Genomic DNA, 24,854 nt, shown 5'->3' on the forward strand with positions numbered 1-24,854 from the left:
GGGCGGGACTGGGTTCGGGGCGCCAGCCCGCGCCCCGGCCGGATCGCACCGACGCTGACCGCGACGCGGATCGTCGGGCCGACGCCTGGCGGCGTGGCCCGGAACGGGGGCCGGATCGCGCGCCGTCCCCCGGCGCGGGCTGGCGCCCCGAACCCAGTCCCGCCCCCATGCCCGGCCGGAACGATCGGGTCCCCGGCCGCGACCGTACCCAGGCCGATCGTGACGCCGATCGCTCGGCCGATGCATGGCGGCGCGACGAACAGCGCCGCAGCTTCGAACGCGATCGCCGGGAGCGGGATCGGCAATGGGGTCGTCAGCGTCAGGCGCGCGACGACTGGAACCGTAATCGTGCCTATGATCGCGGCTGGGGCGACAGCTGGAATGGCGGTTGGAATGATGACCGGGGCAGCGTAGCCACCTGGAACAGCGGTCGCGACAGCTATCGGCCCCGCACCTGGGATCGCGGATGGCGGAATGACCGGCGCTTCGACTTCGACGCATTCCGCCGCGACAATCGCCAGGCCTTCCACCTGCCGCGCTATTACGGCCCATCGGGCTGGACGCAGGGCTATCGGCGCTTCGGCCTGGGGTTCAGCCTTGCGCCGCCGTTCCGGAGCCAGGGCTATTGGATCGCCGATCCCTCCGCCTATCGCCTGCCGGAGGCGTACGGCCCCTATCGCTGGGTGCGCTATTATGACGATGCGCTGCTGGTCGATCTGCGCACCGGCCTGATCGTCGACGCGGTCCACGGCCTGTTCTGGTGATCGCCACCCGACCCGCGCCCGGCCGCGCGGTTCGGGCACGGCTTTACCCCTTTTTGCTTCCTCTTGCCTTCCGCGCCGGGCGGCGCGAAAAGCCCGTCATGGCGCTCTTTTCCAAATCGCGGCCTGCGACCAGGCCACCCGCCACGTCCCCGGCCCGCGCCCTGACCGGCCATAGCGTCGCCGCACGGCTCGACGCGAACCCGCAGGCCGAGCGCCTGCCGATCGACGATGCGCAAATCTACCGCGTGCCCGACTTCCTCGATGCCGCGACCAGCGCTTCGCTGGTGGCGATGATCGACAGTCGCCGGCGCCCCTCGACCTTGCTGTCGGACCGCAACGACCAGGGGTTCCGCACCTCGGAAAGCTGCGACATGGATCGTTGGTCGCCCGACGTGCGCCCGACCGACGAGGCGATCGCCGCGCTGCTCGGCATCGATCCCGTCCATGGCGAGACGATGCAGGGCCAACGCTACGCCCCCGGTCAGCATTTCCGCGCGCATCACGATTATTTCCACGACACCGAAAGCTATTGGCCGCGCATGGTCGCGGAGGGTGGCCAGCGCACCTGGACCGCGATGATCTACCTCAACGATGTCGAGGACGGCGGCGCGACCTGGTTCCCGACCGCCGGCGTCCGCGTCGCCCCGAAGCGCGGCCTGCTGCTCGCCTGGAACAATATGAAACTCGACGGCTCCCCCAATGAGGCGACCATCCATGAGGGGATGCCCGTCGTCGAGGGCACCAAATATATCGTGACCAAGTGGTTTCGGGAGAATGCCTGGCTGCGCTGACCGCGTCGGCGGGCATCACCCGTCGCCCTTTCCCTTGCCGTGCCCGCCCGCGTCGCTACGGATGCGAGGCATGTCCCCAACCGGTCTTCCGCTCGCGTGACGCTGTCTCCCGGCACTGTTCTCGGCATCACCCAGTCGATCGGCGGCCAGCCCTGGCGGTGGCGCGCTTTGTCCGCCGACGATCGCGATGGCGGGCTGGGCGGTGAGGCGCTGCTTCGCCAGCTCCTGCTCTCGCGCGGCTGCCCGCCCGATGCGATCGAGGCGCATGTCGCCCCCTCGATCCGCGGATTCATGCCCGACCCCTCGATCTTCCGCGACATGGACCGCGCCGCCGCACGCCTAGCGGATGCGGTCGGCGCGCGCGAGCCGATCGCCATCTTCGGCGACTATGACGTCGACGGCGCCACCTCGACCGCCTTGCTCGTCCGCCTGCTCCGGTCACTGGGTCACGACGCCCGCGCCTATATCCCGGATCGCCTGACCGAGGGCTATGGCCCCAGCGGACCCGCCCTGCGTCGACTGGCGGCGGAGGGCGCGTCGTTGATCCTCACCGTCGATTGCGGCGCCCAGGCCTTCGAGGCCCTGGAGGATGCGCAGTCCGCCGGGATCGAGATCGTCGTCGTCGATCATCACAAATGCGCGGCGGCGCTGCCCGTCGCCCATGCGCTGGTCAATCCCAACCGCCTGGACGAGGCGGCGGAGGCGGCCGCGCACGGGCACCTTGCGGCCGTAGGCATGTGCTTCCTGCTCGGTGCGGCGCTGGTCCGGGAACTGCGTTGTCGAGGCTATTTCGCCGATCGCGCCGAGCCCCGACTGATCGACCTGCTCGATCTGGTCGCGCTTGGCACCGTGGCGGATGTCGCCCAGCTTCGCGGGCTCAACCGTGCCTTTGTCGCGCAAGGGCTGAAGGTCCTGGCACGACGCGCCAATATCGGTCTTTCCGCCCTGATCGAGGCGTCGCGTCTGACCCGCGCGCCGACCGCCACCGATCTCGGTTTCGCGCTCGGCCCCCGCATCAATGCCGGCGGCCGGGTCGGCCGATCGGATCTTGGCGTGCGCCTGCTCACTACCGAAGACCCCGATGAGGCGCGACAGCTGTCGGAACAGCTCAACCATTTCAACGAGGAGCGCCGCGCGATCGAAGCCGCCGTGCAGGCGGAGGCCGATCTGCTGATCGACGAACGGGCGAATGTCGTGACCGTCTGGGGCCAAGGCTGGCATCCCGGCGTGATCGGCATCGTCGCCGGACGGCTCAAGGAGCGGCTCGGTCGCCCGGTGGTCGTGGTGGCGGTGGACGAGCATGGTACCGGCAAGGGGTCGGCCCGCTCGATCACTGGCGTCGACTTGGGCGCGGCGATCATGGCGGCGCGCGAGCACGGCCTGCTGGTGGCGGGCGGTGGCCACGCCATGGCGGCCGGCCTGACGATCACGGCCGCGCGTCTGCCGGAGCTGGTCACCTTTCTCGACGAACGGCTCAAGGTTGCGGTCGAGCGGGCTCGCGAGGATCGCGCGCTGCTGATCGACGCCGTGGTTGCGCCCGGGGGCGTCACCCCCGCCCTGATCGAATCGCTGGATGCCGGTGGACCTTATGGCGCGGGTTGGCCCTCGCCCCGCATCGTCGCGGGCCCGTTCCGCCTGATCCGCGTCGACGTCGTGGGCAACGGTCATATCCGCGCCATCGCAGCCGGCGAGGATGGTCGCAGCCTGAAGGCCATGGCCTTCCGCGCGGCCGACACCCCGCTGGGCCAGGCGCTGCTTGCCATGCCCAAGCACCGCCGCCTCTGGCTCGCCGGCCGCGCGCGTCTCGACGATTGGGGGGCGAAGCCTGCCGCCGAACTTCATCTCGATGATGCCGCATATGCCGATTGACGAACCCAAAACTCTCCTCTAACGACCCGCTCACGCCTTCACGGCCCCTTCGTCTAGCGGTTAGGACGCGGCCCTTTCACGGCTGAAACACGGGTTCGATTCCCGTAGGGGTCACCATCTGCGCTCAAGAGCGCAGAATTGCGCGATTAAGCCATTCTTTGCCGCTCGCTGGTACAGCGCACAGGTACAGCGAGCACTAAAATGGCCCTCATGGCGACACCCTGGAAACACCCTTCGACCGGCGTTTATTACCTGCGCCGACAGATCCCCGAGAAGCTGCGCCCCGCATTCGACGGCAAGGCGCTGTGGAAGGTATCGCTGGGCACCAAGAATGGCAGCGAGGCCACGGTGCTCTTCCTTCAGGCTAACGCCGCACTCGAACAGCGGTTTGAAGAGGCGCGAGCCCGGCTGAAGGCAACGGGCAGCCCCTGCCCTTCCGCACGCGATCGTGCCGACGAACTGGTCGCGGCCTATTTTCAGGGCCCCGAGTTCAAAGCTGGCGGACTGGATGGTGACGAGCGACTGCTCCTGGCTAGGCTGGAGCTCGATCGGGGGTTGTGGAACGCGACCCCGACCGGATGCAGTTCCCCTGCCCCACTGCCTGATCAGCAATGGTGGGAAATGGCGAATAACGCCGCACTGTTCCGCGATCATCCCGGACGCAAGCCGACTCTAGGCCATGCACCCGGCACGATCTGGCGCTGGGGCGACGAAAGCTTTCGGCTCGATGCCAGAAACCAGCAGATCGGCCGTCTCATCAACCAGATTGCCCGTCACAATGAGACGCCCCCAACTGATCTCCCCGAGGGCATTGAGGCCGCAATTAAGACCTATCTCGACGCGGTTCCCGTCGAAGCGCCTAAAGCCCGCAAGCGTCGCCCGACCTCGGGCCGCCTACGCCCCGACCTACGCCTGATGGAATTGTTCGCAGACTGGCAGGGGGTGATGCAGCCCTCCCTGCAGAGCGCACACGAATATGAGGGTGCCGTGCGCGATTTCATCGACTTCATCGGCGACATTCCCGTCGAGGAGGTCGTCAACAACGATCTCCTCGATTATCGCGACGAGGCGGCCCATCTGCCTGCCTCCATGCCGCGCGCCGATCGCGGGCTGAGCTTCACCGAGCGCCTCGATCGCCATCGGCATTCCGATACGCCCCGGATCAGCCCCGCGACGCTCAAAAAGCGGGTGGGTGCGATCCAGGCACTGCTGAGCTTCGCCAAAAAGCAGAAGTGGATCAGCCGCAACGAGGGCCGCGATGTGCCGATCCTCGGCTATTCTAAGTCCGGCGCCGCCCCTCGCCTGACCTTTCAGGAAGAGGAACTGCAACGGCTGTTCGCAAGCCCACTGTTCACCGCCCCCGCAACGTGGAAGCGTGATCGCCTGGTTACTGACATGACGCTGTACTGGCTATTTCTGCTCGGCCTGACGACCGGTGCGCGGCTGGAGGAAGTCGGCCAGGCCATGGTCGCCGATGTGAAGACCGACAGCACCATCACCTATATCGACATCGACGACTATGCGACCGACCCCAGCGACGACGGCAAATCGATCAAGACGGCCACGTCCCGCCGCCTCGTACCTGTCCATGCCAAGCTGATCGAACTGGGCTTTCGTAAATATCTCGAGGCGGTAAAGAAGGCCGGACACACCCGCCTGTTTCCCGATCTCGTTCCGAACGGCTTCGGTAAGCGGACGAAGGAAGCCTCGCGCAGCGCCAACCGCTTCATTGATCGATACGTATCCACCGACGCCCGATTGGTCTTCCACAGTTTCCGCCATGGCTTCAAGGATTTCGCTCTGGAAGCCGGCGTGCTTGAACGGATCGTCGACCAGATTTGCGGTCACGCCGCCACCACAGTTGGGGGAAAGTACGGTCAAGGCGTTCGCTTGGCGATCCTGAATCGCGAACTTCATAAGGTTGATTGGTCGTTTCTCGATTGGGCTGCATTGGTTCCGGCAAGCGCCGACATAGACTGGGACACGCTGTTCGAATAAATTTTCGTCGCCTGAGCCGCTTCAAGCTGACAGTTCTCGACCAACTATTGCCGTTTGGATGCTTCCCCGGCAAGGTCCGCTCATGCCGGAACCGGTCATTCGCGAGTTCGGCTGCTGCCGGGCAGCGACCGCCCCACTAGCTGCCGTTGCCGGTGCCTCGCTACTATCCCGATAGCCGACATACGGAGCGAGCGATGTCGGTCGAAGCCATTCTTGCATGTCTTGGCGCGATCGGTGGTCATGATCGCGCGACATGGAAGCTGAGCGTCGTGCAGGCGCGCGAGATCGTGGCCGAACTGGCAGCGGCCAATCCGCATCTGGAGAACCGGCCTCAATTCCAGTCGACGACGGCGGACGAGGACGGGACCGACCTCGCGATCCTGGCCACGCTCGAAGGCGGCTGGCCTCAATTTATCGAGCGCGACAAACAGACCGTCGGCTATCTGAAATGCGCGATGCTTCATCCCGACTTCGGCAATGAGCGAGACATGACCCGGAAGCAAGTTGAGCGCCAGATGCTCGTCAACGAATACACCTTCCCGTTGACAATGGACGGTGACTTCAATCGCAATGCCCTCATGGCGCGGGAATCCGAGACCTAGGACTATCGGTGAGCGTCCGCTGCGCAGTGCTTTTTATCGTCAAATGCCCGGCAGAGCCTTCTCTGGGCTGTCGACGAGGAAGGCCGGAAAACCGTAATTCAACAGTTCCGGCCGTGAGAACATGAAGGCGTCATTGCCGTAAAAATACAGATTCAAGATCAACAGACCACAGATTCCATCGAACACCGTCCGTTGTGACGCCTTATCTCGACTTTGCAGCCTATTGTGTTTCACCGCATTGTAATTTTCCCACCAGCCAGGTTTTGTTCGAGGTACTTTTCCCTAGCTTTCCCAAGGCTTGAACGCCAACCCATATTGATCGACATCAATCTCGACCGTGTGAAGATCAGGGTATTGCCCCATGATGATGTTGCAGCAGTCACGCATGTTCTGCGGAGTGCTCCCGGGCGATATCTTGTTGCATAATGCCTTTGCCGTGACATCCACTTCGCTCCCTATGAGCAAAAGCAGGCCTGCATATCGATCTGAAAAAGCATCGTAATTGCTGGGATGCGGCTCTACGAAGGATGTCGTCTTGGCGAGGTCTCGCTCCAATGTAAGAAAATAATGCCAAGAAGGCATATCATGGCTGTGGGCCATATCTACCAAAACCTCCACATAGGCTCTACGCGAATGGAAACGCAGGCTGATTTGATCAGTCGCCCGGACGCAGCAACTGCTTGGGGAACTGCGCCATCAGCTGGTCGCGGATGGCATGGAATCCCCCACCGAGCCCGGACGGCGTATATAGGGGCCGATTGACTGGGGACTCCGATGCGAGAGAGCCCGGCCAAGCGACTTCGATCATCTGCTTCGTCGTGTCTCGCAGATTATCGGGCAGCTTTTCCCACCCTCGAAACCAAAAGCGCGCGAGATCGCGAAAGCTTGAGGTGATCGCTTCGCCACGATCACGCAGGATCATGACCGCTATTGCCGCTGCAACGGGCATCGTTTCATCGGGCATTGCGGGGCAGATGACCTTCGCAAACGGATCGAAACCCTGACGAGGCGGCTGCTGGTTGTAATGCGCAAGAAGTGTGGCGGTCGCTTGGGCGGCATGACCGGTAGGGAGATACAGATTGAAGAGGGCGCCATTCAAGCTGCGCATTTCCTGCTCCTCATGTGGTCGAGCCAATTCCACCAAATTTCCGAACGCGCGTGCAACGCGCTCATGGAGATATTCCGGGACGACCGTTGCGTCGAGCGTGCCTCGAAAGGCATTCAACGCAGACGCAAAGGAACCGCTCGCGATGGATGCTTCCAGTGCATCGAACTCATAGTCGGTCAGCATACGTGGGTTGATCGGGGCATCAGCTACAAGGTTTTGCAGACCTGCCTCAGCTTGAAGCTTTCGGGTCGCGTTGCAGATCGCGACGAGACATCGCTCGAAAGCCGCCGCGCTATCTGCGGCATCTGGATAGAGGTCGCGCGGCACGACAAGCTTAATTCCAAACGCATTGGCGGTATCTGCGAGCTCGGGATTGGCATCGAATGCCAGCAGGTAGGATTGCGGCAGTTCGCCGCCAAAGGCCTTACGGACCGCGTTCAGCAACTTGACGATATTCTCGTCGCGCAAGCTGTAGCCGATGAAGAGCAGCCGCTTGCCTAGCAGATCGGCGCGCAGCCGGATGTCGAGCGGGTGATCGGTCACGGCCATCCGGCTTCGGTAGGATTGATCGCCGAACACGAGCGATTCGGGCACATCGAGATCGCCGTGAAATTTGATGAGCAATGGCTCACCCGGGATAGCGGCGCTTAAATCATCGATCGTGACGACTTTACGATATCGCCGTCCAAATTTCTCGGCCGTCAACTCGAAGATGTTGTCCTGGTTGGTTGTATAAACGATGCCCGGCCCGAGGCTGAGCAAGAGGCGATGCCCTGATGCCTTTTGCTCGTCGAGGGCTTCGACAAGAAGACGCTCGCGGAGAAACGCGATAAACGCGTCAGCGCCACGCCGCTCGGCATACAGATCGGACACAGTGGCCAGCGGCGTTTCTGGTGGCTCACCGATTTCGGACGCGAAGGCTTGTGCAAGCTCGGCGCCTGCTAGACCGAGATGTCGACGCGAAACGCCGGCACCAATGAATGGCACCAACTTATATCCTGCCAGCAGCGTCGCGATGTCTGTGACGATTGAAGGTTCTTGCTCGCCTGCTCTCATTCCTCAACCTTCCGATCGCCGCCTTGCGGTTTCGAACCGCGAGCTGCCGCTTGTTCAAATTAGGTATCGATCACTGAGTTCCCAGCTTCGTGTAGCGCGCATGGAAATACTGAAACCAGGAATTGAGGAAGGCCGCGGATCAGTCACCCTGATGGCGTTCGTCGCGGAGCCGCCGCCGCTGCGGCGCGACTGGCTGGCTGAGCTTCTGGACGGGCTCGGCAACGTGCCGGCCGACGTGGATTGGCTCCTCTTGGCGCTGACGGCCACCGAACCCAAGAAGCAGTTCGAGACCGATCCGCTCGCTGACGCGCTGTCCAAATACGTGGCATCGCTCGCGCCTTCCTTACTCGCGGCCCTGCTGGAGGGGATCAGCAAGCTGTTGAACCGGAAGCTCGTGGTCGAGCAGCGCCACTGCGAGATCTCCATGCGGTACAGCTGGCTTGGGCAGGTCGCCGGTCAGATTGTTGTCAAAATTATCTAGGGCCGCAATCCGGAGACGCTCAAGAAGCCGGCACTGTCAGTGCCGCGTAAACTTCCAATCGCTGAGGACTATGGCCGCGGCCTGTTCGAAGAAGTCCGCAAGGATCTGCCGGAACTGGACCAAGCGTGGCCCGAGCTTAACCGCGCGTTGTTCTGGTACTGCGTCGCCGAGGAGCGTTCGCGGAAGCGTAAAAGCGGCGGGCGTATGACCGATTACTGGCTCGTGTCGATTTTTGGTACCTATTGGGCATTCGGCGGACCGAATTTCGACTACGTGGCCGAGCAGATCACCGCACGGCCGCCCAAAGACGACAAACTGACGGCCCTCACGCTCGCCGTCGCGCTGTATTACCAGAATGGGCGGCTCCGTGCTTGACGGGATCGTCTCAAGGAGGCCGCGACGATCGAGCCAGAGGTTGAGGCGGAACTCGCGAAGCTGCTTAACCCACCCAAGGGCGCCGGCGCCGAATTCAAGCGGCAGCAGGCAGCATGGAAGCGCGAATCCGACCGTCGGGTCGCGAAAGAGGCGAAAGCGATCCTCGCGGGTCTCATCGCCACCGTCCGGAACTTCGGCCGACCGGGCTTGGTGTCGCAAGATCAAGCCTATCTCCACAACCAGATGCGGAACAGCGACGGTCAGCATAACCGCTGGACCGACGGGAAAGGGCCTTGAAAAAGGAAATAAGCGAGGACAGTAGAAGCGCGATGCGAACGAACGTCCAGCTCATGGGGTCGTTTTCTGAAAGCGGCCGGTCTTCAGCCGGCCCAAGATTGCTGCTTATAGACCGCCGGCCGGCTTAAATTTGAACTTCCACTTCTGACAAAAGCTGCCGTACGACATATCGCTCGCGAACGTCTGGAATGAACATGCCCAAGCTGACCATGGACCGTCTGATACACGCAATCATCATTGGCCCGGCGGCACCGACGTCTCCCAAGGTCCTGCGCCGTCGTCCCAAAGCTGCGGCCAAGGCCTGACCATCATGGCGGTATCAAAGGTTCTGACGCCTGCGGGGCAGATCAAGGCAGCGATCCTCACGCTCAAGGACAGCGGTGACGATGGCTTCGAAGGCCTGATGGCGGCGCTGCTCGGGGCGGTGACGCACTTGCCGTTCCGGCTGGCCGTTTCAGGAAGCCAGGATGGCCAGGATGGTCGCGGTGACGGGGCTGAGGAGTCGATTGCGTTTGAGGCCAAACTCTACACGTCGAAGCTCACCAAATCAGTGGTCAACAACAAAGCCACTGAGGTGCTTGCCAGCGCCGATCCGCCCGATCTCTGGATCCTCAGCGCGACCGTCGGCGCGTCCACTCAGATTGTCACGACTCTGCGCGCCGCCTTCGCCAAGGTCGAGACCAGCCTGCTGGTGCTCGACTGGCCGGCCAACACATCGCTGCCGCCGCTGGCCTTGCTGTGCGCTATGGTACCAGACATCTGCGCCGATTTCATCGCCTGCCACAGTCAGGCTGGCGTCGACCGGGCCGCATTGCTGGCTGCGCTCACGGCGCTGGCAGTCGCGCCGGGTTTTGCTGCGCGCGCTACAGACCTCAGCGACGCGCTGGCCAATCCGTTACTCGGTCTCGCAACGGCCCGCGCCGCCAATCATGCTATCTATGGGCGGCTCTTCGCGAGGACAGACGAGGCCCGACATCGTTTCGGACAACCGCTGGCGCCTGCGGCCAGCCACGCTCTTGCGCCGATCGATCGAGCGCGACGTGTCGAGCTCGATACAGTTCTGACAGCGCCGCCGATCCCGGGCATCATCGCGGTGACCGGCGACCAGGGGTGCGGCAAATCCTGGCTCGTCGCGCAAGCCTGGCTCGCTCTGCCGGATGCCCCGTTCCTGATCTTTCTGACGGCAGCCGAAGCGGTCGCCGCAATGTCCTGTGCGCCTCAAGAGCTTATCGCACGCCAGCTGATCGAACAATCGGGCGGTGTGCAGACCATCGCGAGCCTCGATCGCTGGACGCAGCGCCTTGCACGATGGCGCGCGCGGCCCGCGACCGCGCCGCGCTTGCTCCTGGTGATTGACGGGCTCAACGAGCGTGCGCGGACCGACTGGGCGCCCTGGTTGTCGCGCCTGGCCGGCTATCTCGCGATGATCGGCGGATGCGTGATCGTCACAAGCCGGGCGCGCTATTTCAAGCGGATCGACGACCGTTTCACCGTACCGCGGCGTACGGTCACGCTTGGTGACTTTACCGATGCCGAACTCGATGCTGCGCTCGCCGCACATGGGGTCGCGCCCACACAAATCGCCAAGCGGGTTCGGTCATCACTGCGGAATCCGCGTATCCTCGGTATCGCGCTCGAGCTTCTCGGCACCGCACAGATCGGCGCCGCCGAGGAGCTGAGCATCGAGCGGTTGCTGTTCGAACATGTCCGCACCCACGCCAGCGACCCCGCCGACGGCGAGACGCCTTGGCAGTTCAAGACCCTGCTCGCCGATCACGCCCGGCTGATCCGCGAAAGGATTGAGGGTCAGGTCACCGACGACCGGCTGATCTTCGCCCATTATGACTTCGCAGACGCGCCGCGCTTCGATCTGCCCCGCGACCTCTTGCCAGTGGTCGAAGAGCGCTTCTTTGTCGGAGTCGAGGGCGATACCGCTCTCTACCAGCTGACCGAGGACGGCCTCGTCTATGCGCTCGCCATCGCGACGATCCGCGAGCTTCAGAAGGCCGAGCGCAATGCCCGGTCAGTCACCGAGCGCCTCGCCGAAATCATCGAGCCGGTCGCCGCGCTCGACCTCGTAACCCATGTCCTGTTCGCCGCAGCGCTCATTGCCAGCGTCGACGCCGAGGTCAGTCCGGCAATCGGTGCCGCCTTGCTGGCGCGTCACGCGATGCAACAAAATGCCGATGAGGACAGCTATCCCGCTTATTGTGGCATTGTCCGCAACATTCCGGCGGCGGCGCTCGATGCGCTGTTCGCGCTGGCCATCGACGAGCCTCATGTCCAGCACAAGGAATGGCTGCTCGATGCGCTGCGCCGTGCGCGCGCCGACCGGGCGGCGTGGGAGATCATCGCGCCACGGCTCGATGCATGGCTGCGCATCTATTCGCTCAACGCTGCGCATGGCCTTATGCCGGGCGAACGCGATGCCACGAAGCGCGCCGACGCAAAGGCGGAGACCGAAACCAAGATTGCGACCCGGCTTGCCGACCTGACGCCGTGCGAGCGCGCGATCCTTGCGCGGATGACCCGCGACGACAGCGTCGATGGCACTGTGCTCAGCGAGGATATCTTCACTATCCTGGCCGGCATGCCGCTGTTCGATTTCGCCGACGGGCTGATGTGCTGGGCGTTCGCCCGCTCGATCAACGGTGGCTATCATGTGCCGTGGAAAGACTTCGCCTTCGTCGTCCAGCATAACCGGATCGACTGGTTCGAAACGCGCGAGGCGCTGCTTGCGGCAGCCGCCTGCTTCACCGCCGCCGATGCCTCGCGCACCGGCCAATGGGCGCTGGTTTCGATCCTGCGCGCCACCGGCAATGCCGACGATGGCAGCCGTGCGGAGATCATCGCCAATGCGCTGATGCCCGAATGGGAGCATTTTCAGGGCTGGCGGCTGGTCGAGCGCTATTGTGCGACCGATCCGTGCGATCCAGCCTCCGAACGACCCGACACGATCGATGACACCGCCGAGCGCATGGGGGCGCTCGATCCCAAGGCCCTTGTCAGGAATCGCTGGACCGGCGAGCATGAGCACTTCCTGGGCGACGCCGCACCGGGTCTCGCACGCTTCGCACCCGATAACGTCGTCGCGATCAACCGGGCCGTGGTCAGCGACATGCTCGAGCGCCCGAGCAATATCGCGACGCTCGGCATTCCGTTGCTCGGCAGTGCCACCGTGCTGATCGAGCCGGATACAGTCGAGGCAATGGCCGCGCGTGCCGCCGCGCTGTCCCATCCCAAAGAGCCGATCGGGGACGCCGACACCAAGGACTGGGTCGTTTCGCAATATCTTTTGGTCACCGCCTTCGCCCATCTCGACGGCGACGCCCAGGTCCAGGTGCTCATCGATCTGCCCGAACACGGACCGCCGCTGGTCCAGCTCGACAGCGTGTTTCATCCGGCGAGCGCCGACATGGTCGATCGGCTGGTCGACCACGGGACTGCCTCGAGCGAGGAGCATCGGCTGCTGATGGCGCTGGCGTTCGTGCGCGGGTCGGACTCACCGATCAGCCCGGAGACACTCGCGAAAATCCGGTTGTTAACCGATCATCCCAAAGCGTCCGTGCGCGGTCTCGCGCTCCAGATATCGGCAGAGCATCCCGACGACGCTCAGCTCACCGCCTTCGTGGCGAGCGGCTGGAGTGCCGCGACCTATCACCCGCGCGAGCATTTCTACGAACGCTGGCATGGCTCGTCGATGATGATCGCCGCAGCGAAGCGGGGCCTGTTGAGCGGAGCCGAAGCCGTCGCGCGTGTCAGCCCCGATCGCTATGGCGCGGCAGCGGAAAAGCTTGGTGCCGCCGCAGTCGGTACGCCGCTCGCCAGCCTGATCGGTCAGGCCACCGCGCGCGTGCTCGCAGCGGTGATGCCGTTCCGGCCACCGCGCGTTTCGTTGAGTGACACTGCCGATGCCGACGCCGTCGCCCGCTTCTCGCTCGAGGATGACGACGCCGATTTGCCGGATGACCAGCGCTTCGCCCGGATCAACGAAAGCGACGAGGCGTTCGCCGCGCGCCAGAAGGCCGGGTGGGATCGCTTCCAGGCGTTCGAGGCTACGCTCACCAAAAGCGGTGCCGAGCTGATCCTGCGCGATATCGGCTCGAATGCTATGCGCGCGATCACCGAAACCGACCTCGCCGCGCTTCAGGCCATCGCCAGGCAGTTGCTCGATGTCCCGACCAGACGGTTGCCGCGCATTGCCAATCTCGCCTCTCGCATCGCCCGGGCGCTGTCCACCGCAGACCCGGATCTCGCCGTCGCGCTGTTCCGCCGTTGCGCTGGCCACGAGGCCTTTGTCCGCATCACGCGTTCGGCGGGTTTGATCCCGCTGATGACCTGGGATATCTGGCACAGCGAGGATTCCGGCGCGATGGAGGCGTTGCGTCGCGACCGGCTCGCGCGCTGTTCGAGTGACCACGCGCTGGCAAGTGAAGTGCTCGCCGCCTGCCATGCCGGACGGCAATCCTGGCTGGAAGATTATGCGACGCGCGAGATCGCGACCGACCATCCCGTCGCCACCGCTCGGGCGCTGACGATCCTTGGCTTCGCCGATGAGAGCGAGACCGCCGGCGCGACGATTGCGCGGTTCGACAATCATGGCGGAATGGTCGGGCGGGCCGCCGAGGCAGCGCGGTTCGCCTATGATCGCAACCGCTGGTCACGCATCTGGTATCAGCACCTCGCCGAGACCGGCGACCGCGTCGACTTCTGGCGCTATGGCACCTTGCTCGCCAAGATCGCCGATGCCCGCATGGCGTTGTGGACCGGAGACTATGTGGAAGGCCCGCTGCTCGACCGGTTCGGCTATTCGCTCAACCGGCCGATCGAACGCCGCATCGAGGCGTGGAAGAAAAAGCGCGACAGCAAATTGTTCGGCCAGGACCAGCCACGCGATGTCTATCTCGAACCCGCGCCCGACGGCTTCGATCTGAGCGAGGAATGATGTGCGGTCCTGCGAAATGGCCGGAGCTGGGCGTCGCTATTCGGCGAAGCTTTCGGTGGATGAATAGAGATACTGCCAGGCGTTCTTGATCGTCATGCGATTGATGCCGGCGATCTCGTCCGCGTCTGGCGTGCGAGTCACCGGTCCGAAATTCCGGTGCGCGGGGTCGTTCGACAGAAACAGGCAATGGCGGCTCGACAGCGGCAGCAGCATCGTCGGCTTGTTGGTGAAGTCGATCAACGGATTGCTGGAGGTCAGGAACCGTTGGTCGCTGCCCGGCGGGATCACGTTGAGCGCATAATAGAGCGGAACATAGCTCTCCCAATTGTCGAGTGCGGTCTTCAGCCGGACCACAAGCCAATAATCCTCGCTCCAGTGGCCGACCTTGTCGGGATGGACCGTCTCCAGCTCGCGCCGCAATCGCGGCTGGTTATGGTGCATGAACGAAATCGCCATGGCGAGCTTGCGGATATCAGCCGGGAACTGACCCTCGAGAATCTCCGTGATGACCTTCGACGCCATACCATCGACCACCGCAATCTGCTTCTCAGCCCAGTCCGGCGCATAGCCGGGCGGTGGATTGCGCAAGGTGTTCCAGCGCTTCTTGAACCCGAAGCGCTCATTATTGCCCTTGGTGATCTTCCCCGTCTCGCTGTCGAGCCGCCACAGCGCGCCGGCCTCGGTCTCGAACCGCTTAAGATAATAGCGCGGCGTATAATGGTGCCGCTTCGAGATCGTCATGGCATCGCCTCCGGTTCATCGGCAGGGGCTTCCCGCACGGCCCACTTCTGGTCGCGCTCGCGTGGTCCGTTCCACTTCGGCTTGTCGGGACGCGGGCCGAAAATGAACTGACCGAACGCATAATAGCCGCCTCCGGGCGACGGCACGCGGTCGAGCTGTGCCACCGGCGACAGCGCAGCAGTGCCCGCGATCAGCGACGCTTCGCGCGTACCGGACGCGAAGATTGTGTGGTAGCCGAAGCGGCAGATCAGCCGATTGATCCTGGCAATCGCCTTGCGGTCGGTGATCGTGCGGTGGCCGATGTCCGGCCGGCGCGGACGGCGGCGACCGCGCAGGACCATCCGGGTCGTCACCGGAAACAGCAGCTCGATCCGGCCGGCGTCCTGCGCAATCTTATAGGGTCGCATTGCCGGCGTCGGGACGCGCGGGTCATAATAGATCACCGGATTGTCGCTGGTGAGGAACGCGTGATCGGACGCGTTGTGCAACACATCGAAGCTGAGCGTGGCGAACAGCTTGCCCATGTCGTTGAGCGCGCGCGCCATTATCTCGAGCGATTTTTGCGGGTCGATGGTGACCTGGATCTTCTCCATCAGGTCCGGGAAGCCCTCGGGGAGCGGGGGCAGCTTCCCGGCGGCGTGCATGAGCAGCGCCTGTGTGTGCACCGAGTGGCCGAGGTGCAGCTCGGCGGGATCGCGGAACGCCGGCACCCGCACGCGCATGAGGCCGAGGAAGGTGATGATATGCGGCGCGGCTTCAAACATCGCCTCGCGGTTGGCGAGGGCTGTGACGATTGTCGGCCACTTCGTCTCGATCTCGCTGAAGATCGCCTCGAGTCGATCGTCGTCGCGCGTACCCTCATCGTCGAACTGCGAATAATAATAGCGCTCGAACCCGGTCGACTCCGGGCGCTGCCGGAAGGGCCGGGCAGGATCGCCCTTGCGGAAGACCTGCAGCTGCCCCGAGCCATCGCAGAAATTCTTCAGATAAGTGACCGGCACATAATGGTGACGTTTCGGCATCGAGAAGAACATAGCCAAAACATCGGCGCGCTGCGAGGCTAATTCTCGCCGCGTCAGTCATTTCGGATCAAATTGAACGGCTTAGGCGCTGCGGAAAAGGCGGCGTACGCATCTATAACGGCGCGGCACGCTGGGCGATCCGGCTCGATGCCGGTGACCTCATTTCAGGCCGACTATAAGGCGTGGCTGGCGGCGCGATCCGCCGCGCTACATTGTACTGCTGCGCGCGCAGGTTGCCTTGGCTTGGCTCGATCGCGGCCGGGCTTTGCGCGGTCCGGTCGAGAAAGATGTCACGGAGGAAGACATGCCAGAATCCGAAGATCGGGCGCCGCGGATTATCGGCTGCGGCTAGACGAGCGAGACTGGGAAGTCTGCAACGACAGACACTGATAACAAGATCGGCATCGGCGGTAATGGTCAGAAAAAGTTTGGGTAGACGTCGTTTGAGATCGCCGGGAATTGACATCGCCGTACCTCGCGTTGCCGTCGCGCTGGGGTCTTTATTCTTTACGTTGTCGATCAGAAGCCGTCAGTTGGCTTGCGGTCCAATCTCAGTCGGCACATGAGATCAGGGGCGCGATCGCTCAACGTCGGCATTTGATAAGACCCGCCGTTCGCCGCGTCGCCGGTGAACGGCAGAAATGTCCCACGACCTTCCAGCCGGAGGCGACCTAGAATGCGACGTTCGTAAGTTACGCCTTCAACGGCAGCTTCTGTCAAAAGCCGACGCCACGCGCTTCCTCGACCGGTCTCGGGAGTGCCCCGAACTGGCCGTAACCTGTCAGGCAGCTTTCAGGTGGGGAAATGCGAAAGCGGACACCAGCTTGCAGTGGCTGACTCGTGCTATCGGTTATCGCATCCCTAACGGCCTCTGGGCCGTGACCTGCCAGGCTGCTTTTGCCACCAGCGGACCTCCGCACAAGCAATTGAGCGAAATCGCCGACTGATCACCACTGACGCCAGGCTTGCGGATCGGTTCGAGCCAGTGATTTCTGAGCCGCGCCTTGATCTCATTTGACGCCGCCAACGCGATTGACGCAAATGCTCGCCACCCGGATCGAAATGGTTTATTAGGGTTGCGCCAGAGATCAGAGGTCCTAATTGGTTCAGTTCGCTACATGGTGCAATTCATCAGCGACGCCGGTCGGGGCGCACAGTCTGCAGACTCTCACCGGCGATCCGGCGCGGCTGCACTTGGGCGTCGGCGCAACTGCCGCCGTCGTACCCGGCCATTATGCCTCCGAGGAGCGGATCGCGCATGTGCTGCGCCACCTGGGTAAGCCCCAGGCTGCCGCAATAATTGAGGCCAAGTTGCCGACGACCAAACAGATCCGGTCGGGTGATCTCGGCGAGATTTTTGCCACCGAGTGGATAGTGACCAATACCTTCTATCGGGTTCCTATAAAGCGGCTGCGCTGGAAGGACCACCGCAACATGGCCATGCGCGGAGAGGACGTGATCGGGATCGCCCAAGATCCGATTACGTCGCGGCTGCTGTTTCTTAAGACTGAAGCGAAGAGTCGCGCTACGCTCACTGGTCAGGTCCTTGTGGAGGCGCGCGCAGGGCTCGACAAGGAGAACGGGCTGCCGTCGGCGCATGCGCTGTCCTACATATCAGCACGGTTGTTCGAGACCGGCGACCACGGGCTAGCTGACGCGATCGATCAAGCAACCTTCAATTCGGGTATTCAGGCAAACTCGGTCCGGCATCTGCTGTTCACCTTCTCGGGTAACGCGCCGCAGGCGCTGCTCACCGCGTCGCTTCAGGCCTACGCCGGAAATCATGCGCAAATGAGCGTCGGGCTAGAGGTTAATGGTCATCCGGCGTTTGTTGGCGCGATTTATGATCAGGTGATCGCCAATGCCAACCAGCCCTGAAGAGATCCGGGCGGCGATCGAGCTTGCCGCTACCGCCGGGTTCCGTGGCCGACTAATCGCGCGGGGCCAGGCCCGTGCAATGGTCTGGCGCGATGGCGTGCTGCCGGCCGACGCCCCCGCCTTCTCGCCACAGCTCAGCTACGATCTCACGACCTATGCCTATTCGTTGCTCGATCTGGGTCTCAGGCTCCGCGATCTCGACGGCGACAAGGCAAGCGCCCGCACCGCATTCGAGCAGGCCGCCACCGCCCTCGAAGCCGTCATCGCCAAAGGCGACCCGGCTGACCCCGACCGAGACTTTCACTTTGTCATGGCCGCCGCGAGCTATCATCTCGCCCACCTGTCCGCGCGCGCCTATTCGCTGCTCAGCATCGTCACCGCCGACGCCAACTTTTCACCGCTGGAGCGCGCCCTTGCGCTCCTGATGCGACGCGACTTTCGCGACCTTGAGGTCATGGTTCTGGCGTTCAGGACCGGCGGTGTAGCGAGCGACGCACGGATCGCTGCGGCGATTGAGGCTGGGCTGGAACCTGCGCAACCCGACGGGGTAGAGCCGGGAGCGGCGCTGATCGACGGGGTGAACCTCGCACTAACAGATAAGTTTTTCGGCGCCATAGCCACTTATCTGCTGGCGCTGGAGCGCGGTGATCCCGCCTTGGTCGAGGCTGGCTTGAGCGACTTGCGTGTTGGGCTCACGGCCTGTGCGGAGCTAAATCTCATCCCGCACTGGTGGGCCTGCCGCATCGGTCTGCACCTGCTCGCCGACCTGTGGAGCAGCACCTTTCACCAGCGCTTGCCCGCGCTGCCTGCCGGCGGCACCGCACCGGACTGGCTCGGCATGCGCGAGCTCTTTATCGCGATCATGCTGCGCCGGCCCCGCGCGGAGGTAGACCTCTGGCCGTCTCAGATCGCCGCGGCTGAGCGCGCGGCCGACCAAGGCGACGATTTAGTGGTGTCGCTGCCGACGAGCGCCGGCAAAACACGAATCGCCGAGCTGGCGATCCTGCGCTGCCTCTCCGGTGGGCAGCGCGTCATGTTCGTGACGCCGCTCCGCGCATTGTCCGCCCAAACCGAGACTACGCTCCAGCGCACCTTCGCCGCATTGGGCAAGACTGTCTCGGCGCTTTATGGGAGCATCGGCGACAGCGGCCTCGACGAGGATGCGATCCGCACCCGCAACATCGTCGTCGCGACGCCCGAAAAGCTCGACTTCGCGCTCCGCAACGATCCGTCGCTGCTCGACGATGTCGGCCTGCTCGTTTTCGACGAAGGTCACATGATCGGGCTCAATGAGCGGGAGGTGCGCTACGAGGTTCAGATCCAGCGATTGCTGCGACGCCCTGATGCTGCCGCACGCCGGATAGTATGCCTGTCGGCGATCCTGCCTGACGGCAACCAACTCGAGGACTTTGCCAATTGGCTGCGCCGCGACGCGCCGGGCGGACTAATCAAGAATGATTGGCGCCCGACTCGCCTGCGCTTCGGCGAGGTCACTTGGAATGGGCAGACGGCGCGCCTCGACCTGCGCGTCGGTGACGAACGCCCATGGGTGCAGACCTACCTAACCGGCACCGTTCCAACGGCTTACAAGCCGCCCAGGCGGCAGCGCAGCACACTTTATCCGCATGATCAGCGCGAGCTGTGTCTCGCGACCGCATGGCGTCTGGTCGAGGATGGGCAGACGGTGCTGGTCTACTGCCCGGAGCGTCGCGGCGTTGAACCCTATGCCGGCGTAATCGTGGACCTGCACGAGCGGGGCGCGTTGCCGTCGCTATACACCAAAGACCCGAATTTACTGAACACCGCGCTGACGCTCGGGGAAGAATGGTTGGGGGCCGGTCATCCGATACTTAGCTGCCTGCGACTGGGGGTGGCGCTGCATCACGGTGCCTTGCCGACCGCCTATCGCAAGGAGGTCGAGCGCCTGCTGCGCGACGGCGTGCTGCAGGTGACGATCTCGTCGCCGACCTTGGCACAGGGCCTGAACCTCTCGGCAACTGCGGTAGTGATGCACGGACTCCACCGCTCGGGTGTGAGGATTGAGGCGTCGGAATTCAAGAACGTCATCGGTCGGGCCGGCCGCGCCTTCATTGATGTCGAGGGACTCGTACTCTATCCCATCTTCGACAAACCGGCGAATCGGCGGGCTACTTGGAATGGCTTGGTTGATGACTTAGGCGCACGCGAGATGGAGAGCGGGCTCATCCGGCTGATCATGGAGCTGTTGACTCGGCTGCATCTCAAGGTCGGCGGCAATTTCGATCAGCTAGTCGAATACGTGATTAACAACGCCGAGCCCTGGGCCTTCCCGGAACTTGCCGGTGAGAAGCTAACCGATCGGGACCGCGCGCTGAAGGCGTGGAATGAGCAGGTAGCGATGCTGGACACGGCCATCCTCAGCCTGATCGGCGAGCACGACGTACCCGATGCCGAGATCGCCGCAACCCTTGATGCCGTGCTGCAATCCTCGCTGTGGAGCCGCCGCCTGGCGCGCCTCGCCGACACCCGGCAGAACACGTTGAAGACCATGCTGCTGGCGCGCGCGCGGCTGATCTGGGCGCGGACCACCGCGACGCAGCGCCGCGGCTATTTTCTTGCCGGCTTGGGTCTTCAGGCGGGCCACGCGCTCGATGCGATCACGGCCGAGGCCAACGAACTCCTGGTCAACGCTAACGCCGCGTTGATGACCGGCGACCGGGACGGCGCGATCGACGCCATCACCGGCATCGCCGAGCGGGTGTTCCCTTTCGCGCCGTTCACGCCCGACCCCCTTCCAGCAAACTGGAAAGCCATCCTACGCGCCTGGCTACTTGGCGAGCCCATCAACGGGGGTAATCCGGACGAAGCGAACGAGATGCTGCGATTCATCGAGAACGGGCTGGTTTACCGCCTGCCGTGGGCAATGGAGTCTATTCGGGTTCGCGCCAGCGCCAGCGGCGACCAGGTCGGCGATTTCTCGATCGACGATTACGAACTCGGACTGGCGGTTCCGGCGGTGGAAACTGGCACTACGGTGAGAGCCGCCTCACTTCTCATCCAGGCCGGTTTCAATTCACGGCTCGCCGCGATCAAGGTTGTGGAGGACACGGCCGCGAGCTTCGGCAGCGGTGCGGAATTGCGTGCTTGGTTGCGGAGCGAGCCGGTTCGCCAGCTGACCGCGTCACCGGACTGGCCAACTGCGGCCACGAAGCCGCTGTGGCTAGACTGGGTGTTTGGGTTCGTGCCGCCGGACAGCCGAACGTGGTCGGATCAGCGCTTCTTTGCGGCCGTCGAGTGGAGCGTTCACCCACCGCCAGCACCCGGAGCGCCGGTACGGGCGCATCACATCGCGAACGAGCCGTTCATCCTGTCGTCCACTGGCGAGCGGCTGGGCAAACTCCACGCGCCGCTAAATCCCGCACGTCGCGGGTTGGTCAGGGTGACGGTTGCGAATGAACCAGGGCGGATCAATGTGGCCTATCTCGGTCCTGATGATCTATGGATCACCTGATGGTTGCGAGGGGAGGTCGCCTGAAGGTTGCCAGTCCGCGATCGGCTTAGCCTCGATCGCTCCTCGATCAAACTTTTCGCGACCGCAAACGTCAGCTTCAGCTAAAATGCGACCTTCACGGTCGGGCTCACGAACGACGGCTTTGTCCCAATCATCGCCGTACAGAATGCTCTAATCATACCAGGATATGATCCCTTTGGATAACGAATTTCGAGGCCGTTATTCGGAAAAGCACGCAGCCGTGATGGCAAGATTGAGGCAGTGGAGCTGGGTTGAAGAGGTTGCCGCCTTTTGCGCGGCAACCTCTTCAACTATTAGCACCACGTCTGCAGATTGACTTGGTTCCCTAAATCGGCGCCATCGCGAACGAGCATTGCCAGCTTCGCGGTCGCGCGGTCGCATCCCGCCGCCAGCGTCGCCGGCCGCCCCCGCACCTGCACGATCTCGCCCGGCAGCACCTTGAAATGGGACTGAGCCCCATCCTGCGGCACGATCACCGCGCGAGCCTTGCCGGGGACGAGCGACAGGCGGCATCCCGTCGAGACGTAGCAGACGGTGTCGCGCGGCAGCATGACGGTGATCCCGGTCATGACGGGGACGTCGTCTTCGCCGATGGTGAATTCGAGATAGACAAGGTCGACCTGTGCCTCAACTGCTGTGCGACCGAACGCGATCTGCTGGGAATGGTCGAGCGGATCGCCGGCGAGGATCATCAGGCCGGGGTTCATGATCTTGTTGCCGAGCAGAAGCTTGGAAACGGCAGCGACATGGGCGCGGACATGGGCGGTCTGATCGGGGTTCATGGTCTGTCTTCCTTGTTTCATCCCCACCACGGGGATCACATCGACTTGCCCATCCTCCTCATCTTCTCCCCCTCACTGCGATCGCGCCGTCGATCGGCCCGCGCAGCGGGCGGCTCGTCCGGGACCGAGCAGCTCGGTCCCATGTGAAGCTGCACCGCGATCCGCCGCAGGACAGCACGGTCGAGCGCGTGCGCCCCGTCAACGACGCGCACCGCCCGGACCCGCTCGACGGCCGCCGGACATATGACGGCGGCGACCGCCATCACGATTCGCGTGCCTGGCCCCGCTGCCGCCTGCTGCCAGCGCTGGCCGGCCAACACGAGCAGCGGAAAGACGATGACGAGCGGCCAACACGCCTGCCGCAGCAGGCGGGGCATGGGCACCGTCATGACCGATCCTCCCCGCCCGCAGGGCCGGATGCCGGGCTGCGCTCGCCGTGGACCAGCAGGCGGATGGCCCGGACCAATCCATCAGCGCGTTCGTGCGCCGTTCGCCACGGCACTTCTTCAACATGAAGATGTCGCGCCGTTAGTTGAAAGCCTGAAGCCGCCGTGCCGTCCCGCTTGTCCGGTGTCGGCACGAGCCAAAGGCCAGCGTCGACATCGACCCAGAGCGTCAGCATCCAGTGCCAGGTGACCCGCCCGCTGTGCCACAGGCCCAGTGCGAAGCCCGGCATCGCGTCCTCCGCCGGCGTCCTGATGATCAGCGCATCGGACCGCGTCTCCACCAGCACGCTGTCCATCGCGGCGATGGACGCGGCGAGACTGCCGACCGTCGTCGTGACCAGCAGGTGGTTTGCCTCGCAATACAAGCAGCCGGCGAGCGGCAGGCCGAGGTCGGCCGGCATGTCGGTCAGCCGCCACCCAACCGCCCGCGCCAGTGTTCGCACGACGTGCGAGTTCATCGCCTGGCCGATCTGCGGCCAGGGTTCGTTATCGTTCATGATGTTTCTCGATGATGGTGTTGGTTCGCCGGTATGCGCCGGCGCGGTCAGGCTTGCTGCCAGTCGGCCTGGAACTGGCGAAACGCGTTGCCAACCAGGGCATGGGCCTTGTCGGTGGCGAGCGGGGTCACCCATTCGCCAAAGCCCAGCGGCGTCAGTCGCCTGGGTCCAGCAAGGAGGGCATGGACATGCGGCGGGCTGGCGCTTCCGGCCCGGTGCGGGGCATGCTGGACCAGCAGTGCGGCCACCTCGAACGGATCGACGATCAGCCGGCGGGTGAAGTCGCGCACCAATTCATATTGCTCATGCAGTCGCGCCGTCGGGAAGGTGAAGGTCAGATAGGCGAGCAGCGCCTTGGCCTTGACCGGCAGTTCGGCGTCGACCGTCTCCATCAGGATACGCGGGTCGGACAGTCGGTCGTCGGCCCCCGGTGGCAGCAGCACCTCGGCCCTCGCCGCAGTCAGCGTCCATGGCGGCATGTCGGCTGGCGCACCAACGGTCAGTTTGGCGGCGGCAAAGGCCGCCGCGCTGTTCAGGTGTCCGCGAAAGCTGGGTCGCAGGCAGCCATACATGACACGGGTCGCTTCGCGATCAGCATCATCGCCAGTCAGCAGGAGCCAGCTATGCGGGTTCGCCGGATCCGGCAGGCAGCCCGAATTGACCTCGACGCTGGGTGTTGACGCTGCGCGCTTGGCCTTGGTCCGCATCAGAACGCCTCCCGCGGGTAGAGGCGTTCCGCTAGGTCAGACGCGGCGCGGTAGATGCCGTCGGCGCGCTCCGCGAGCGTTGCATAGGGCGGTACCAGATGAAGCTCGAGGCCGTGCGCCTCCAGCCGGATCGCCCCGCCAAATCCGCGCGGCACCAGCCACAGGCCGCCATCATCATGGCGGTAGAGCGCCAGGTCCTCCAGCTTGAAGGGGGTGAGGCCACCGCCCGCCAAGACGACATCGATCGACACCGGCAGCAGGTCACCGCCGGTCAGGCAGCAACGCACCAGCATGACGTCGATCGACTGATCGGCCGCGAGGCGCTCGATCTTGCTGCGGAACATGGGGCTGGCGACACAGGTCAGCGCCACGACAACCGACTGGGCGTCGTACAGAACGCTGTCGGCGGGCATACCGCCGCCCGAAACCAGGACGGGCACCTCGGGCTTGCCGAAGGCGGAGGAGATATAGTGGTGAAGCACGTGCGGCAGCGAGTGCACGGGGGTAGTCAGAAAATCCATTGCAGTACCGAAGCTTAAGGGTCGCGGACCGAGCGATCCGGACAAGCCCCTCCAATCTTTTTCATCGATCTTCAGGGCTCAAAATCCCGGCTTCCTTCATCCTCGTCAGACTCAGGTTGCGGCGCACGCTTCTCGCCGCAGTGGAGGACGGCCCCGACGGCGCATGGACCGCGCTGATCACCTCGCGGACGGCCCTCAGTGCGCGCTGCCTCTTCCAACTTCACCGCCATTTTCCTTCGACAACTGCACGACGCTCGCTTTCGCGCATTCACGCCTGACGTCGTTCGTACCGAACATCTTTGGTCTCGCGCCTTCCGGAACCGTGCCTACGCACGGTGGAGGACCCCGCAGGCCGATGGCCGAGGTATGTCAGGTAGCTACTGCATAGCTGACACCAATCCGTCGCAGACCGAGCGCAACGCTCCTCTCCGGCCTTCAGGAAGCCGGGAGGGGCGGTAAAGTT

21 protein-coding genes and 1 tRNA gene are annotated in these 24,854 nt (G+C 63.8%); 11 read left to right on the plus strand and 11 right to left on the minus strand.

The features are described from left to right. From BRX43_RS07075 to BRX43_RS07100, 6 genes are all read left to right on the plus strand, one after another. Nucleotides 1–764 (plus strand): RcnB family protein (locus BRX43_RS07075; RefSeq protein ID WP_206433138.1); only part of this gene is annotated, 764 nt, incomplete at its 5' end. 98 nt (nucleotides 765–862) lie between these two features. Further along, the gene (locus BRX43_RS07080) at nucleotides 863–1,555 is read left to right on the plus strand and encodes a 2OG-Fe(II) oxygenase (RefSeq protein WP_125994166.1); all 693 of its coding nucleotides are present in this window, start codon (nucleotides 863–865) and stop codon (nucleotides 1,553–1,555) included. 102 nt (nucleotides 1,556–1,657) lie between these two features. Then, nucleotides 1,658–3,424 (plus strand): single-stranded-DNA-specific exonuclease RecJ, encoded by a 1,767-nt coding sequence (gene recJ / locus BRX43_RS07085; protein WP_125994270.1) that lies wholly within the window; start codon nucleotides 1,658–1,660, stop codon nucleotides 3,422–3,424. 42 nt (nucleotides 3,425–3,466) lie between these two features. Beyond that, nucleotides 3,467–3,541 (plus strand) — tRNA-Glu (locus BRX43_RS07090). A gap of 93 nt (nucleotides 3,542–3,634) precedes the next feature. Continuing rightward, a complete protein-coding gene (locus tag BRX43_RS07095; protein ID WP_125994167.1) occupies nucleotides 3,635–5,422 on the plus strand; it encodes a site-specific integrase in 1,788 nt (595 codons plus the stop codon). Between the two features lie 194 nt (nucleotides 5,423–5,616). Continuing rightward, nucleotides 5,617–6,024, plus strand: coding sequence for a hypothetical protein (locus BRX43_RS07100; protein ID WP_125994168.1), 408 nt, complete (start codon nucleotides 5,617–5,619; stop codon nucleotides 6,022–6,024). A gap of 39 nt (nucleotides 6,025–6,063) precedes the next feature. Here BRX43_RS07100 and BRX43_RS20240 read toward each other — a convergent pair whose 3' ends face one another. The 3 genes from BRX43_RS20240 to BRX43_RS07110 form a co-directional block, all read right to left on the minus strand. Then, nucleotides 6,064–6,210 (minus strand): hypothetical protein, encoded by a 147-nt coding sequence (locus BRX43_RS20240; protein WP_164523553.1) that lies wholly within the window; start codon nucleotides 6,208–6,210, stop codon nucleotides 6,064–6,066. Nucleotides 6,211–6,306: 96 nt separating this feature from the next. After that, nucleotides 6,307–6,624 (minus strand): hypothetical protein, encoded by a 318-nt coding sequence (locus BRX43_RS07105; protein WP_125994169.1) that lies wholly within the window; start codon nucleotides 6,622–6,624, stop codon nucleotides 6,307–6,309. Between the two features lie 55 nt (nucleotides 6,625–6,679). Then, the gene (locus BRX43_RS07110) at nucleotides 6,680–8,188 is read right to left on the minus strand and encodes an SIR2 family protein (protein ID WP_125994170.1); all 1,509 of its coding nucleotides are present in this window, start codon (nucleotides 8,186–8,188) and stop codon (nucleotides 6,680–6,682) included. A 100-nt stretch (nucleotides 8,189–8,288) separates the two neighbouring features. On the opposite strand from BRX43_RS07110, the gene BRX43_RS07115 reads away from it, so the two are divergent. From BRX43_RS07115 to BRX43_RS07125, 3 genes are all read left to right on the plus strand, one after another. Continuing rightward, nucleotides 8,289–8,669: a hypothetical protein gene (locus tag BRX43_RS07115; RefSeq protein WP_206433139.1), complete on the plus strand. Its 381-nt coding sequence runs from the start codon at nucleotides 8,289–8,291 to the stop codon at nucleotides 8,667–8,669. Between the two features lie 39 nt (nucleotides 8,670–8,708). Then, nucleotides 8,709–9,044, plus strand: coding sequence for a hypothetical protein (locus BRX43_RS07120; protein ID WP_125994172.1), 336 nt, complete (start codon nucleotides 8,709–8,711; stop codon nucleotides 9,042–9,044). A gap of 607 nt (nucleotides 9,045–9,651) precedes the next feature. Next, a complete protein-coding gene (locus BRX43_RS07125) occupies nucleotides 9,652–14,286 on the plus strand; it encodes an NACHT domain-containing protein (protein WP_125994173.1) in 4,635 nt (1,544 codons plus the stop codon). Between the two features lie 36 nt (nucleotides 14,287–14,322). Here BRX43_RS07125 and BRX43_RS07130 read toward each other — a convergent pair whose 3' ends face one another. The 3 genes from BRX43_RS07130 to BRX43_RS07140 form a co-directional block, all read right to left on the minus strand. After that, a complete protein-coding gene (locus tag BRX43_RS07130; RefSeq protein WP_125994174.1) occupies nucleotides 14,323–15,027 on the minus strand; it encodes a DUF4238 domain-containing protein in 705 nt (234 codons plus the stop codon). Further along, complete coding sequence (locus tag BRX43_RS07135) at nucleotides 15,024–16,061, minus strand: DUF4238 domain-containing protein (protein ID WP_125994175.1); 1,038 nt, start codon at nucleotides 16,059–16,061, stop codon at nucleotides 15,024–15,026. Before BRX43_RS07135 ends, BRX43_RS07130 begins: the two co-directional genes overlap by 4 nt. Nucleotides 16,062–16,161: 100 nt before the next feature. Next, complete coding sequence (locus BRX43_RS07140; RefSeq protein ID WP_125994176.1) at nucleotides 16,162–16,515, minus strand: hypothetical protein; 354 nt, start codon at nucleotides 16,513–16,515, stop codon at nucleotides 16,162–16,164. A gap of 635 nt (nucleotides 16,516–17,150) precedes the next feature. Here BRX43_RS07140 and BRX43_RS07145 point away from each other — a divergent pair. Beyond that, nucleotides 17,151–17,927: a Hachiman antiphage defense system protein HamA gene (locus BRX43_RS07145; protein WP_125994177.1), complete on the plus strand. Its 777-nt coding sequence runs from the start codon at nucleotides 17,151–17,153 to the stop codon at nucleotides 17,925–17,927. Then, nucleotides 17,911–21,417, plus strand: coding sequence for a DEAD/DEAH box helicase (locus tag BRX43_RS07150; protein WP_125994178.1), 3,507 nt, complete (start codon nucleotides 17,911–17,913; stop codon nucleotides 21,415–21,417). The genes BRX43_RS07145 and BRX43_RS07150 overlap by 17 nt, the downstream gene beginning before the upstream one ends. A gap of 314 nt (nucleotides 21,418–21,731) precedes the next feature. On the opposite strand, the gene BRX43_RS07155 is transcribed toward BRX43_RS07150, so the two are convergent. From BRX43_RS07155 to BRX43_RS07175, 5 genes are read right to left on the minus strand one after another with little or no spacing between them, the layout of a single operon-like run. Further along, complete coding sequence (locus BRX43_RS07155; RefSeq protein WP_241214828.1) at nucleotides 21,732–22,259, minus strand: hypothetical protein; 528 nt, start codon at nucleotides 22,257–22,259, stop codon at nucleotides 21,732–21,734. After that, nucleotides 22,256–22,609, minus strand: a complete 354-nt coding sequence (locus tag BRX43_RS07160) for a hypothetical protein (RefSeq protein WP_125994179.1) — start codon at nucleotides 22,607–22,609, stop codon at nucleotides 22,256–22,258. Before BRX43_RS07160 ends, BRX43_RS07155 begins: the two co-directional genes overlap by 4 nt. Continuing rightward, a complete protein-coding gene (locus tag BRX43_RS07165; RefSeq protein ID WP_125994180.1) occupies nucleotides 22,606–23,163 on the minus strand; it encodes a hypothetical protein in 558 nt (185 codons plus the stop codon). The genes BRX43_RS07160 and BRX43_RS07165 overlap by 4 nt, the downstream gene beginning before the upstream one ends. A 47-nt stretch (nucleotides 23,164–23,210) precedes the next feature. Beyond that, entirely contained in the window at nucleotides 23,211–23,870 is a 660-nt protein-coding gene (locus BRX43_RS07170; RefSeq protein ID WP_125994181.1) for a hypothetical protein, read from the minus strand. Further along, a complete protein-coding gene (locus tag BRX43_RS07175) occupies nucleotides 23,870–24,391 on the minus strand; it encodes a hypothetical protein (protein ID WP_125994182.1) in 522 nt (173 codons plus the stop codon). The genes BRX43_RS07170 and BRX43_RS07175 overlap by 1 nt, the downstream gene beginning before the upstream one ends. Nucleotides 24,392–24,854 lie beyond the last annotated feature (463 nt).

The organism is Sphingomonas sp. S-NIH.Pt15_0812 (genome assembly GCF_003951315.1).
In the GTDB taxonomy this organism is placed as follows: Bacteria; Pseudomonadota; Alphaproteobacteria; order Sphingomonadales; family Sphingomonadaceae; genus Sphingomonas.

Excerpts from the sequence above, each read along its gene's own strand:
- BRX43_RS07080 (WP_125994166.1), top strand. The coding sequence starts at position 863 with ATGGCGCTCTTTTCCAAATCGCGGCCTGCGACCAGGCCACCCGCCACG.
- BRX43_RS07095 (WP_125994167.1), top strand. The coding sequence starts at position 3,635 with ATGGCGACACCCTGGAAACACCCTTCGACCGGCGTTTATTACCTGCGC.
- BRX43_RS07100 (WP_125994168.1), top strand. The coding sequence starts at position 5,617 with ATGTCGGTCGAAGCCATTCTTGCATGTCTTGGCGCGATCGGTGGTCAT.
- BRX43_RS07105 (WP_125994169.1), bottom strand. The coding sequence starts at position 6,624 with ATGGCCCACAGCCATGATATGCCTTCTTGGCATTATTTTCTTACATTG.
- BRX43_RS07110 (WP_125994170.1), bottom strand. The coding sequence starts at position 8,188 with ATGAGAGCAGGCGAGCAAGAACCTTCAATCGTCACAGACATCGCGACG.
- BRX43_RS07115 (WP_206433139.1), top strand. The coding sequence starts at position 8,289 with ATGGAAATACTGAAACCAGGAATTGAGGAAGGCCGCGGATCAGTCACC.
- BRX43_RS07125 (WP_125994173.1), top strand. The coding sequence starts at position 9,652 with ATGGCGGTATCAAAGGTTCTGACGCCTGCGGGGCAGATCAAGGCAGCG.
- BRX43_RS07130 (WP_125994174.1), bottom strand. The coding sequence starts at position 15,027 with ATGACGATCTCGAAGCGGCACCATTATACGCCGCGCTATTATCTTAAG.
- BRX43_RS07135 (WP_125994175.1), bottom strand. The coding sequence starts at position 16,061 with ATGTTCTTCTCGATGCCGAAACGTCACCATTATGTGCCGGTCACTTAT.
- BRX43_RS07140 (WP_125994176.1), bottom strand. The coding sequence starts at position 16,515 with ATGTCAATTCCCGGCGATCTCAAACGACGTCTACCCAAACTTTTTCTG.
- BRX43_RS07150 (WP_125994178.1), top strand. The coding sequence starts at position 17,911 with ATGCCAACCAGCCCTGAAGAGATCCGGGCGGCGATCGAGCTTGCCGCT.
- BRX43_RS07160 (WP_125994179.1), bottom strand. The coding sequence starts at position 22,609 with ATGACGGTGCCCATGCCCCGCCTGCTGCGGCAGGCGTGTTGGCCGCTC.
- BRX43_RS07165 (WP_125994180.1), bottom strand. The coding sequence starts at position 23,163 with ATGAACGATAACGAACCCTGGCCGCAGATCGGCCAGGCGATGAACTCG.
- BRX43_RS07170 (WP_125994181.1), bottom strand. The coding sequence starts at position 23,870 with ATGCGGACCAAGGCCAAGCGCGCAGCGTCAACACCCAGCGTCGAGGTC.
- BRX43_RS07175 (WP_125994182.1), bottom strand. The coding sequence starts at position 24,391 with ATGGATTTTCTGACTACCCCCGTGCACTCGCTGCCGCACGTGCTTCAC.